8 protein-coding genes are annotated in these 12,136 nt (G+C 61.5%); 6 read left to right on the top strand and 2 right to left on the bottom strand.

Translation table 11 applies throughout. The features are described 5' to 3' along the window. Positions 1-28: 28 nt before the first annotated feature. Positions 29-994 (bottom strand): 2-hydroxyacid dehydrogenase, encoded by a 966-nt coding sequence (locus CAF90_RS13980; protein WP_085606951.1) that lies wholly within the window; start codon positions 992-994, stop codon positions 29-31. Positions 995-1,085: 91 nt separating this feature from the next. Between CAF90_RS13980 and CAF90_RS13975 the strand changes: the two genes are divergently transcribed. Continuing rightward, positions 1,086-1,715: a LysE family translocator gene (locus tag CAF90_RS13975; protein ID WP_007956831.1), complete on the top strand. Its 630-nt coding sequence runs from the start codon at positions 1,086-1,088 to the stop codon at positions 1,713-1,715. Here CAF90_RS13975 and CAF90_RS13970 read toward each other — a convergent pair. Beyond that, positions 1,699-2,472 carry a helix-turn-helix domain-containing protein gene (locus CAF90_RS13970; protein WP_085606949.1) on the bottom strand — a complete coding sequence of 258 codons (774 nt, stop codon included), beginning with the start codon at positions 2,470-2,472 and terminating at the stop codon, positions 1,699-1,701. The genes CAF90_RS13975 and CAF90_RS13970 overlap by 17 nt on opposite strands. A gap of 84 nt (positions 2,473-2,556) precedes the next feature. Between CAF90_RS13970 and CAF90_RS13965 the strand changes: the two genes are divergently transcribed. From CAF90_RS13965 to CAF90_RS13945, 5 genes are all read left to right on the top strand, one after another. Next, positions 2,557-3,741 carry an MFS transporter gene (locus CAF90_RS13965; RefSeq protein ID WP_085607039.1) on the top strand — a complete coding sequence of 395 codons (1,185 nt, stop codon included), beginning with the start codon at positions 2,557-2,559 and terminating at the stop codon, positions 3,739-3,741. Positions 3,742-3,888: 147 nt separating this feature from the next. Next, the gene (locus CAF90_RS13960) at positions 3,889-5,571 is read left to right on the top strand and encodes a fatty acid--CoA ligase (protein WP_085606947.1); all 1,683 of its coding nucleotides are present in this window, start codon (positions 3,889-3,891) and stop codon (positions 5,569-5,571) included. 336 nt (positions 5,572-5,907) lie between these two features. Continuing rightward, a complete protein-coding gene (locus CAF90_RS13955) occupies positions 5,908-7,797 on the top strand; it encodes a DUF1302 domain-containing protein (RefSeq protein WP_085606945.1) in 1,890 nt (629 codons plus the stop codon). A gap of 28 nt (positions 7,798-7,825) precedes the next feature. After that, positions 7,826-9,190: a DUF1329 domain-containing protein gene (locus CAF90_RS13950; RefSeq protein WP_085606942.1), complete on the top strand. Its 1,365-nt coding sequence runs from the start codon at positions 7,826-7,828 to the stop codon at positions 9,188-9,190. Positions 9,191-9,377: 187 nt separating this feature from the next. Further along, a complete protein-coding gene (locus tag CAF90_RS13945; protein ID WP_085606940.1) occupies positions 9,378-12,113 on the top strand; it encodes a LuxR C-terminal-related transcriptional regulator in 2,736 nt (911 codons plus the stop codon). The last annotated feature ends 23 nt before the right edge of the window (positions 12,114-12,136 follow it).

Raw genomic sequence — 12,136 nt, 5'->3', positions numbered from 1 at the left:
CTCCTGTGAAAAAAAGTGCCGCAGTTTATCAACTGACGACCCGCAGCGCCTTACCGCTGTAGAACGCCTGGGTGTTTTCCACCAGTTGGCCGACGATCCGCTGCCGCGCTTCGCGGCTGCCCCAGGCGTTGTGCGGGGTGACGATCAGACGCGGGATGTCGGCGGCCAGCAGCGGATTGCCGTTGGTCGGTGGTTCGACGCTCAACACATCGGTGGCCGCGCCGCCCAGATGACCGCTGCGCAAGGCGTCGGCCAGAGCCTGTTCGTCAATCAGCCCGCCCCGGGCGGTGTTGACCAAGAACGCGCCGGGTTTCATCGAGGCGAGTTCGCGGGCGCCGATGAAATGTCGGGTGTGTTCGTTGAGCGGGCAGTGCAGGGTGAGGGCGTCGATCTGCGGCAGCAATTCTTCCAGCGGCAGACGATCCGGACGGGCAGGGCGCCCCGGAATCTGCCCCAGCAGCACGCGCATGCCAAAGGCTTCGGCCAGCCGCGCGACCGCGCCGCCGAGTTCGCCGTGCCCGAGAAGGCCGAGGGTTTTGCCTTCCAGTTCGACAATCGGGTAATCCAGCAGGCAGAACTGTTTCGCCTGCTGCCAGCGGCCTTCACCGACGGCTTTTTGATAATCGGCCAGACGCGTGGCGAGATTGAGCAGCAGCATGATCGTGTGTTGCGCCACTGACGGCGTGCCGTAACCCTGACAGTTGCACACTGTGATCCCATGGGCGCGGGCGGCGGCCAGATCGACGTTGTTGGTGCCGGTGGCGGTGATCAGGATTAGCTTCAACTGTGGGTTGGCGGCCATGGCGGCGGCGTCGATCAGGATCTTGTTGCTGATCGCCACGGTCGCACCTTGCAGGCGTTCGCTCACTTGCGCGGGTAGTGTCTGCGCGAACAGTTGCAGATCGCTGAAGCAGTCACGCAAAGGGCTCAGGTCGAGATCGCCAAGATCCAGCGACGGGTGATCGAGGAATACGGCGCGGTGGGCGTTCGTCATCAACTGTACCTGTTGTGCTTTGAAGGGAAGGCGTAATCTGCCGAGCCTACCAGATGAAACAACTCGTTACGCTTGGCCGAAAGGAGCCCCCATGTACTGGACCGAATTCTTGACCGTTGCCCTGATTCACCTGTTGGCCGTCGCCAGCCCCGGTCCTGATTTCGCCGTGGTGGTGCGCGAAAGCGTGACCCATGGGCGACGCGCCGGGACCTGGACCGCGTTGGGCGTGGGCACGGCAATTTTCCTGCACGTGGGTTATTCGCTGCTGGGGATCGGCCTGATCGTTTCCCAATCGATCGTGCTGTTCAACGCCCTGAAATGGGCGGCGGCCGCGTACCTGCTGTACATCGGCTTCAAGGCCCTGCGCGCGCAACCGGCCAAAACCGTCACCGATGATCTGCACAAAGAGGCCGGCGAGCGCACCGCCCGTGGTGCCTTCACTTCGGGTTTCGTGACCAACGGCCTGAACCCGAAAGCCACGCTGTTCTTCCTGTCGCTGTTCACCGTGGTGATCAACCCGCACACCCCGCTGACAGTACAAGCTGGTTACGGGATTTACCTCGCTGTCGCGACCGCCACCTGGTTCTGCCTGGTGGCCATGCTGTTCAGCCAGCAGCGCGTGCGCGCCGGTTTCGCCCGCATGGGCCACTGGTTCGACCGCACCATGGGCGCGGTGCTGATCGCCATCGGCGTAAAACTCGCGTTCACCGAGATGCATTGATCGAGCGAAGCTGATTCAGGGCGTTGAGGTATTCCCGGGGATTGTCCCCGAGCAAACGGCGAAACATCGCGCTGAACGCCCGCGCGCTGCCGTAACCCAGATCCCGCGCCACGCTCTGCACGCTGTCCCCGGCGAGCAGGCGGGGCAGGGCTTCCATCAGGCGCAGTTGCTGGCGCCAGGCATTGAAATTCATCTTCAGTTGTTGCTGGAACAGCCGCGCCAACGTGCGTGAGCTGGCGCCGACCTGCTGCGCCCAGTCTTCCAGGGTGTTGGGATGATCCGGCGTGCGCAACAGCGCCAGGCAAATGCCTTGCAGGCGCCGGTCACTGGGCATCGGGATGTGCAGCGGCAGATTTTCGAGGCTGGCGAGTTCTTCCAGCATCAGTTGCTGGATCAGCGGATTGTCGGCATGCGGTGGGCCCTGCACCGCACGCAGGATCAGCTCGCGCAGCAAGGGCGTGACCGCCAGCACACAGCAGTTTCGCAGGCTGGCCGGCGCCAGTTCGGGGGCGATGAACAGTGAACGCATCTGCACATCGCCGGACATGAAAATCTCGTGGGCGACTTCGGGCGGAATCCACACCGCACGACTCGGCGGAAGCACCCAGGCGCCTTGCGCTGTGACCACCCGCATCACTCCACTCACGGCATAAAGCAATTGCGCCTCGCGGTGCAGGTGCAGCGGCTGGTGCGAGCCGTCCAGATAATCCCGGGGATAGGCACTGACAGGTCCGTGTTCGAAATGGCTGATCAACATGTCGGATTCGATGACTTGGTTGGCAGGAATGCGCTTTCCGGCCAACTTAGCATGAGCGCTCACTACAACGTAAAGCGTGCCGTCATGAACCAGTCCAGAAACGTCATTCGCTACATCAACGCCGCCCATGTGATCGATCACATGTTCATGCTGATTTTCCCCGCCGCCGTGCTCGGCATGACCCAGGCCTTCGCCCTCGACTATGCCGCGCTGATCGGCCTGTCGCTGGGCGGCTTCATCGCGTTCGGCGCGTGTTCGCTACCGGCCGGCTGGCTGGGGGATCACTGGAGCCGGCGGCAGATGATGCTGGTGTTTTTCTTCGGTATCGGTGCCTCGGCGATCTTCACCGGTCTCAGTAATAGCCCGACGATGCTGGTCATCGGCCTGACCCTGATCGGCATTTTTGCTGCGATCTACCACCCGGTCGGCACGGCGATGCTAGTGGCCTATGCGCAGAATCGCGGGCGCGAGATCGGTATCAACGGCATGTGGGGCAACCTCGGCGTGGCGTTCTCGGCACTGATTACCGGTTTGCTGGTGGCGCAGTTCGGCTGGCGTTCGGCGTTTTTGATCCCGGGAGCGGTGGCGATCGTGCTGGGAATCGGTTTTGCCTTGCAGGTGCGCGAGGAGCCGATTCCCAAGCGCCCGCATACCGCGCTCAAGGGCGCCGGCGGCCAGCGCATTTCGATGTTCATGGTGTTTGGCGTGTTGGCCCTGGCCACGGCCACCGGCGGGGTGGTGTTCAACGCCACCACCATGACCTACCCGAAACTGTTTCAGGACCGCTTGCATGACCTGTTCGCCTCGCCGCAAATCCTCGGTGTGGTGGTCAGCCTGGCCTATGCCTTCGGTGCGATTGCCCAGTTGAGCATCGGCCGGGTGTTGCACCGTGTCAGCCTGAAGTGGCCGTTTATCGCCCTGACGTTGTGTCAGGCGCCGTTGCTGTTTGCGTTGGCGTATGTCGATGGCTGGGCGGTGATCGCTGTTGGTGCCGCGTTCATGTTCGTGGTGTTCGGCCAGGTGACGGTGAACGATTCGATGGTCGCCAACTTCGTCGCGCCGCAATGGCAGTCGCGTGTGTTTGCCTTGCGTTACTGTTTATCGTTCGGTGCCAGTGCGACGGCGATTCCGCTGATTTCTTATGTCGAACCGCGCTACGGTTTTGTGGGGCTTTACCTGATTCTGGCGGGTTTTGGCGCTTTGACTTTCCTCGCAGCAGTGGTTTTCCCACGCACGCCTTCTGAAGCGGCCGTAGGGCAAACGGCCTGAGCGGTGACGAATACCGGCAAATGCTGGCTCAAAGCTAGCATTTGTACGGCTCTGCAAATCATTCCTTTGGCTGATTTGGCTGACGTATAAGGGTTCTAGAGTACGAAACTCCAAAGCCAACACCGTGCAGTCAGAAAAGGGATTCTTATGTTGCAGACTCGCGTTATTCCGCCCGCCGAAGGGGCGTACCAGTATCCACTGCTGATCAAGCGGCTGCTGATGTCGGGCGCCCGTTACGAGAAAACCCGCGAGATCATCTATCGTGACCAGCTGCGCTACAGCTACCCGACGCTGATCGAACGGGTCGCGCGGCTGGCCAACGTGCTGACGGCGGCCGGCGTCAAGGCCGGTGACACCGTGGCGGTGATGGACTGGGACAGCCATCGCTACCTGGAGTGCATGTTTGCGATTCCGATGATCGGCGCGGTGATTCACACGATCAACGTGCGCCTGTCGCCGGAGCAGATCCTCTACACCATGAACCACGCCGAGGACCGCTTTGTGCTGGTCAACAGCGAGTTTGTCGGGCTGTACCAGGCCATCGCGCCGCACCTGACCACGGTGGAGAAAACCCTGCTGCTGACCGATCTGCCGGAAAAAACCGCCGATCTGCCGAACCTGGTCGGCGAGTACGAGCAACTGCTGGCGGCCGCGAGTCCGCAGTACGACTTCCAGGATTTCGACGAAAACTCGGTTGCCACCACGTTCTACACCACGGGCACCACCGGCAACCCGAAAGGCGTGTATTTCACCCATCGGCAACTGGTGCTGCACACCATGGGCGTGTCGACCATCATGGGCGCCATCGACAGCGTGCGGCTGCTGGGCACCAACGACGTGTACATGCCGATCACCCCGATGTTCCATGTGCATGCGTGGGGCCTGCCGTATGTGGCGACCATGCTTGGGCTCAAGCAGGTTTATCCGGGGCGTTACGACCCGGAATTCCTGGTCGAGCTGTGGCGCAAGGAGAAGGTCACGTTCTCCCATTGCGTGCCAACCATCCTGCAAATGGTGCTCAACGCCAAGGGCGCGCAGGGCACCGATTTCGGCGGCTGGAAAATCGTCATCGGCGGCAGTGCGCTCAATCGCACGCTGTACGAAACGGCCAAGAGCAAGGGCATTCAACTGACGGCCGCCTATGGCATGTCGGAAACCGGGCCACTGGTCTCGTGCGCGCATCTGAACGATGAATTGATGGCAGGCACCGAAGACGAACGCACCACCTACCGGATCAAGGCCGGCGTGCCCGGGCCACTGGTCGAAGCGGCCATCGTCGATACCGAGGGCAATTTCCTCCCGGCCGACGGTGAAACCCAGGGCGAACTGGTGTTGCGCGCACCGTGGCTGACCGAGGGTTATTTCAACGAGCCGCAGAAGGGCGCCGAGCTGTGGGCCGGCGGCTGGCTGCACACCGGCGACGTCGCCACGCTGGACAGCATGGGCGTGATCGACATCCGCGACCGGATCAAGGACGTGATCAAGACCGGCGGCGAGTGGATCTCCTCGCTGGACCTCGAAGACCTGATCAGCCGTCACGTCGCGGTACGTGAAGTAGCAGTGGTGGGCATCGCCGATCCGCAGTGGGGCGAGCGCCCGTTTGCCTTGCTGGTGGTCCGCGAAGGGCATGCAATCGGGGCCCGTGAGCTCAAGGAACACCTCAAGCCGTTCGTTGAACTGGGGCACTTGAGCAAGTGGGCGATTCCGAGCCAGATCGCGCTTGTTACTGAAATTCCCAAGACCAGTGTCGGCAAGCTCGACAAGAAGCGCATCCGCCTCGACATCACCGAATGGCAGGCCAACAACAGCACCTTCCTCTCGACGCTCTGAGCGTCCCCTGGCGCGCCGAAAACGGCGCGCCAGACCCACCAAGCAAGCGCTTGGCTTGTGAAATCCGAATTTTCAGCCATCCTTGCCGTGCCGACATGCGTCGGACTGGCGAAAGGACTGTTCCAGAGTGGCCGGCAGCTGCAAATCACACTTTAGAGGGATCAAGCAGTACCACCTGCTGGCTATAGTCCGCTCAAGGATTTTTAAGAACGGGGCACACGCACAAACGGGGCGATGCAACATTGAAGCGATTTCGGGAAGCCTCTGGCGCCCGGTCCTTCAGGCGTTTTTAAAAGTACTCACTGCCATAACAATAATGCACATGGAGTAGCGTCGATGACCTCAGTAAACCAGTTCTGGCGCCGGGCAAAGCTGCCTCTGGCCGTCAGTCTTGCTTCTTCGCTCGCCGGGCCCGCATTCGGCGTCAGTTTCAACGTCGGTGAAATCGAAGGCCAGTTCGACTCCTCCCTGTCGATCGGTGCCAGCTGGTCCACCCAGAGCCCGAACAAGAACCTCATCGGCGTCAACAACGGCGGCCACGGTCTGTCCCAGACATCCGACGACGGCCACGCCAACTTCAAGAGTGGCGAAACCTTCTCGAAGATCTTCAAGGGCATCCATGACCTCGAACTGAAATACGGCGACACCGGCGTGTTCGTCCGTGGCAAGTACTGGTACGACTTCGAACTGAAGGACGAGAGCCGCGAGTTCAAGGACATCAGCGACAACAACCGCAAGGAAGGCGCCAAGTCCGCCGGCGGTCAGATCCTCGACGCCTTCGTCTACCACAACTACTCGATCGCCGATCAGCCAGGCTCCGTGCGTCTGGGCAAACAGGTGGTGAGCTGGGGTGAAAGTACCTTCATCGGCGGCGGCATCAACTCGATCAACCCGATCGACGTGTCCGCGTTCCGTCGTCCGGGCGCCGAGATCAAGGAAGGCCTGATCCCGGTCAACATGTTCTACGTGTCCCAGAGCCTGACCGAGAACCTGTCCGCCGAAGCCTTCTATCAGCTCGAGTGGGACCAGACCGTCGTCGACAACTGCGGCACTTTCTTCTCCCAGCCGGACATCATTGCCGACGGTTGCACCGACAACCTGCGCGTGCTGAACAAACGCTCGCAGATCCCGGCCATTGCCCTGGGGCCATTGGCTGCCAACGGCGTCAACGTCAATGAAGAAGGCGTTCTGGTCCAGCGCGGCGGTGATCGCGATGCACGCGACAGCGGCCAGTGGGGCGCGTCCCTCAAGTACATGTTCGAACCGCTCGACACCGAGTTCGGCGCGTACTTCATGAACTACCACAGCCGTGCACCGATCTTCAGTGCTACCGGCGCACCGCAGTCGGTCTACAACACTGCAGCGGCCTTGCCAGGTCCGTTCGCCGCGCTGGGGCCGCTGCTGGTGGCGGGTAACTCGAAGTATTTCGTCGAGTACCCTGAAGACATCCGCCTGTATGGCCTGAGCTTCTCCACCACCCTGCCTACCGGTACGGCGTGGAGCGGTGAAATCAGCTACCGGCCGAACGCTCCGGTGCAGTTGAACTCCACTGACATCCTGTTCGCCGGTGTGCGTCCACTGGGCGGCGCGCTGACTAATGCTTCGCTGCTGACAGGTGTTCCGGGCCAGGACCTGCACGGTTATCGCCGCAAGGAAATCACCCAGTTCCAGACCACGCTTACGCACTTCTTCGATCAGGTCATGGGCGCCAGCCGTCTGACCCTGGTGGGTGAAGTGGGCGTGACCCATGTCGGCGGCCTGGAAAGCACTTCCGACGTCCGTTACGGCCGTGACCCGGTCTACGGACCAGGCGAGTTGCCGGCCACTGGCACTACCAATACCTGTGCCAACATCCTCAACGCCGGCACCATCAACGGTGCAGGCCCTGGCTCGCCACAGAACAATCGTAGCCGCAACTGCACCAATGGAGGCTTCACCACGGCTACTTCGTGGGGTTATCGCGGTCGCGCCATCTGGGAATACAACGACGTGTTCGCCGGCGTGAACCTCAAGCCGAACGTGGCTTGGTCCCACGACGTTAGCGGTTACTCGCCAGGCCCTGGCGGCAACTTCGAGGAAGGTCGCAAGGCCGTGAGCCTGGGCGTCGATGCCGAGTACCAGAACACCTACACCGCGAGTCTGGCCTACACCAACTTCTTCGACGGCAAGTACACCACCGTGGATGACCGCGACTTCGTGGCGCTCAGCTTCGGCGTGAACTTCTAAGCACTGCATTTTCAGGACGAACGAATTTATGAAAATAACAAAAAGTCTGTTCCACGCCGGTGTTCTGGGCCTGTCGCTGCTGGCGACCGGTGTCATGGCGGCGGTGCCTGCCGCCGAAGCGGACAAGCTGGGCAAGAGCCTGACCCCGATGGGCGCAGAAATGGCCGGCAACGCCGACGGCTCGATCCCGGCCTGGAAACCGATGCCGAAAAATGCCGGCACCGTCGACAGCAAAGGCTTCCTGTCCGACCCGTACGCCAGTGAAAAACCGCTGTTCACCATCACCAAACAGAACGTCGATCAGTACAAGGCCAAGCTTGCGCCGGGTCAGTACGCGATGTTTCAGCGCTACCCTGATACCTTCAAGATGCCGGTCTACCCGTCCCATCGCGGTGCCACCGTGCCGGACTCGGTATTTGCCGCCATCAAGAAAAACGCCACCACCACGAATCTGGTGCAAGGCGGCAACGGCCTGGAAAACTTCGATACTGCCGTGCCGTTCCCGATTCCGAAAACCGGTGTGGAAGTCATCTGGAACCACATCACCCGCTATCGCGGCGGCAGCGTGACCCGTCTGGTGACCCAGGCCACGCCGCAACCGAATGGCTCGTTCAGCCTGGTGTACTTCCAGGATCAGTTCGTGTTCCGTGACCGGATGAAGGATTACGATCCGGCGAACCCGGGCAACATCCTGTTCTACTTCAAGCAGAAAGTGACCGCGCCGGCACGTCTGGCCGGTGGCGTGCTGCTGGTGCACGAGACCCTCGATCAGGTGAAGGAACCGCGTTCGGCGTGGGTCTACAACGCCGGTCAGCGTCGTGTACGTCGCGCACCGCAAGTGTCGTATGACGGCCCGGGTACCGCGGCGGACGGGCTGCGTACTTCCGACAACCTGGACATGTTCAACGGTGCTCCAGATCGCTACGACTGGAAACTGGTCGGCAAACAAGAGATGTACATCGCTTCCGACAGCTACAAGCTCGACGATCCGAAGCTCAAGTACGCCGACATCATCAAGGCCGGGCATATCAACCAGGATCTGGCGCGTTATGAACTGCGCCGCGTCTGGCACGTGACCGCGACCCTGAAGGAAGGTCAGCGTCACATCTACGCCAAGCGTGACTTCTTCATCGACGAAGACACCTGGCAAGCGGCCGTGATCGATCACTACGACGGTCGCAACCAACTGTGGCGCGTGGCGGAAGCTCACGCCCAGGATTACTACAACGTGCAGGTGCCTTGGTACACCTTGGAAACGCTCTACGATCTGCAGTCCGGCCGTTATCTGGCACTGGGCATGAAGAACGAAGAAAGCCGGGCTTATGACTTTGGCTTCACTGCCACCATCAGCGACTTCTCGCCGGCCGCCCTGCGTCAGGACGGTATTCGCTAAGCTCCTGTAAACCGAGGCCGCATCCTCGTGAAAACGCCCCGACAGGTTCGGGGCGTTTTTTTGCCTGTCGCTTTTTCCGTAGCCTTTTTGTAGCCATTTGTAGCAACGACCTTCATAACCGCTCCGTTTAAGGCTAGTCTGCGGGCATCTGCTACGCCGCCAACAGCCATACAAACAAGAGCCGGCCATGACTGATCTGTCCCCACTTCCGGGCCCTGCAAGCGTTGCCGTCGCGGCACTGGACGGACGTTTTTTCCGTCCGCCGCTGCCCGACGGCTACGTGCTGCGACCCCGTTTGTGCGAGCGCTTGAGTGCCGGGCTCGGAGGGCGCCTGTTGCTGGTCAGCGCCCCGGCCGGGTTCGGCAAGAGTTCGCTGGCGGTGGAGTTCTGCCAGAGTCTGCCGGCACACTGGCAAAGCCTGTGGCTGGGGCTGAGCCCGCGGGACAACGATCCGGGGCGGTTTCTCGAACGTCTTCTCGAAGGTTTGCAGGATTACTTTCCGCAATTGGGCAGCCGGGCATTGGGGCTGCTGAAAATGCGTCAGCGCCACCAGCCCTTTGCCTTCGAAGAATGGCTCGACGGCCTGCTGGATGAACTGGCGCTGCATCTGCAACCGACGGCTCCGCTGCTGTTGGTACTGGATGATTACCATCTTGCCCAGGGGCCGGTGCTCGACCGTTGCCTGCAATTTTTCCTCAATCATTTACCGGATGGCCTGGTGGTCATGGTCACCAGTCGGCAGAGGCCGGACTGGCATCTGGCCCGTCTGCGGCTGTCGCGCCAGTTGCTGGAACTGAACGAACAGGATCTGCGCCTGACCCACGATGAAGCCCTGGCACTGCTCGATCGTCACAGCAGTTCCCTGCGTGGTGAAGCGCTGGAAAACCTGATCCAGCGCAGCGAAGGCTGGGTGGCCGGGCTGCGTTTCTGGCTGCTGGCGATTGCTGAAGCCGGTACCGAATCGGCCCTGCCGCAAGCGTTGAACGGCGGGGAAGGGCTGATCCGCGAATACCTGCTGGAAGAAGTCATCGATTGCCTGCCTGCCGAGGTTCAGGCGTTTCTTTATGACACCGCACCGCAGGAGCGCTTTTGCAGCGAACTGTGCGACGCGGTGCGCGAAGCCCATGACAGCGCGGAAATCCTGCGTTTCCTGCTGGCGCATCAGGTGTTCCTGGTGCCGCTGGACGAGCACGGGCACTGGTATCGTTATCATCACCTGTTTTCCGACCTGTTGCGCAGCCGGCCTATCACCCGGGCACTGGTGCCGGCCGCGACGCTGCATCTGCGCGCCTGCCGCTGGTTCAATGCGCAGGGGTTGCTGGATGAAGCGGTGGAACAGGCTTTGCGGGCTGGGCATCTGGACGTGGCGGCAAACCTGGTACAGAACCTCTCCGAGGAGCAACTGCTGGCCGAGCAGAACGTCGGCATGCTGCTGCGCTGGAAGATGGACTTGCCCGACAGCCTGCTGATCAGCACCCCGCGCCTGATCGTGTTGTACAGCTGGGCATTGGGGCTGGCCTGTCAGCTCGACGCGGCCGAAGAACTGGCCAGCCATTTGAGCCGGTTTCTGCCGGCGCCTTCGGCCACCGCACAGAAATCCATGTTGGCCCAATGGCTGGCGCTGAAGGGGATCATCGCCCGTGGGCGAGGCCATCGCGAGCAGACCATCGAGTATTGCAGCGAGGCACTGGAAAGCCTGCCGGCCAAGCGCTACGGCCAGCGCCTGATGTGCCTGTCGACCTTGTCCAACCTGGCGATCGCCGACGGTGATCTGTGGCGCGCACGAGGTCTGAACCGCGAGTCGCTTGAGCTGGCGCAGCGGGTCGGCAATCCCTTGTTCGAGGCACTGGCGCATTACGATCGTGCGCGGGTCCTGCAGGCGCGCGGCGAAATCCTGCGTGCGCTCGATGAAGTGCGCCAGGGGCTGGAGCGCTTGCGCGGATTGTCCGCACAGCGTTTGTACGCCGTGCGTGCGCGCCTGACGCTGTATGAGGGGTTTCTGCTGGCCATGCGATTGCAGCCGCAGGCGGCAAGGGCGCGATTGCAGGCAGGCCTGACGGAAGCGCGGGCCTGCCGTGACATCAGTGTGTTGATCGGCCACTGTGTGATTGCACGACTCGACGGCAGCAGCGACGATTTCGCCAAGGCCTTCGCCGAACTGGCCGAAGCCGAACGCCTGATGCACATCTGGGACGTCCCGCCGATCTACTACCTGGCGATGATCACCCTGGTCAAATGTGAGCTGTGGCTGGCTCAGGGGCGTATCGATCTGGCCGAAGCCTGGCTGGCACGACTGGGCCAGACCTACACCGGTGAACGCGCGGCGGCTCCGCCGGAGTTTCATCCGCAGCTGCCGTTGCATGTCGAATTGCAGCAGGCGCTGCTGGATGTCATTCAGGGGCAGCCAATGCTCGCCGAAGGGCGCTTGAACGTGTTGCTGGAAAACGGCCAGCAGACCGGGCGCCAGTTATTGAGTGTGATGGCGTTGACGCAGAAAGTGGCGCTGCTGTTGGTAAACGGTCGCGAACCCGAGGCCCGCAAATCCCTGGCCCAGGCATTGGAAGCTGCCAATGGCGGGGTGTTGCAGCCATTCGACATTCTGGTCAAAGACCACGCCGATTGGTTGCGCGGGCAATTGTCGCTGAATGCGCCGGGCCTTGTCGGTCAGCAACTGCTGGAGCATTTCCCGCGGCCAGTTTTGCGCACGGCGCAGGATTCTCCGGTCACTGAACAGTTGAGCAGCCGCGAACTGGCGGTTCTGCGTCTGATCGCCCAAGGCTGCTCGAATCAGGAAATCAGCGAGCAACTGTTCATCTCTCTGCATACCGTGAAAACCCATGCCAGTCATATCAACAGCAAGCTCGGGGTGGAACGGCGGACTCAAGCCGTCGCCCGGGCCAAGGAGTTGGGTTTGATAGGCTAGTTTTTTGTATTTCCCTTCGATGT

Origin of the sequence: Pseudomonas sp. B37(2017) (assembly GCF_002112885.1) — a bacterium.
Lineage (GTDB): Bacteria > Pseudomonadota > Gammaproteobacteria > Pseudomonadales > Pseudomonadaceae > Aquipseudomonas > Aquipseudomonas paraglycinae.
This window is presented reverse-complemented; position numbering and strand designations above follow the sequence as displayed.

What these genes read in the sequence shown, in the direction of transcription:
- CAF90_RS13980 (WP_085606951.1), bottom strand. Translation starts at nt 994, where the DNA reads ATGACGAACGCCCACCGCGCCGTATTCCTCGATCACCCGTCGCTGGAT.
- CAF90_RS13975 (WP_007956831.1), top strand. Translation starts at nt 1,086, where the DNA reads ATGTACTGGACCGAATTCTTGACCGTTGCCCTGATTCACCTGTTGGCC.
- CAF90_RS13970 (WP_085606949.1), bottom strand. Translation starts at nt 2,472, where the DNA reads ATGTTGATCAGCCATTTCGAACACGGACCTGTCAGTGCCTATCCCCGG.
- CAF90_RS13965 (WP_085607039.1), top strand. Translation starts at nt 2,557, where the DNA reads ATGAACCAGTCCAGAAACGTCATTCGCTACATCAACGCCGCCCATGTG.
- CAF90_RS13960 (WP_085606947.1), top strand. Translation starts at nt 3,889, where the DNA reads ATGTTGCAGACTCGCGTTATTCCGCCCGCCGAAGGGGCGTACCAGTAT.
- CAF90_RS13955 (WP_085606945.1), top strand. Translation starts at nt 5,908, where the DNA reads ATGACCTCAGTAAACCAGTTCTGGCGCCGGGCAAAGCTGCCTCTGGCC.
- CAF90_RS13950 (WP_085606942.1), top strand. Translation starts at nt 7,826, where the DNA reads ATGAAAATAACAAAAAGTCTGTTCCACGCCGGTGTTCTGGGCCTGTCG.
- CAF90_RS13945 (WP_085606940.1), top strand. Translation starts at nt 9,378, where the DNA reads ATGACTGATCTGTCCCCACTTCCGGGCCCTGCAAGCGTTGCCGTCGCG.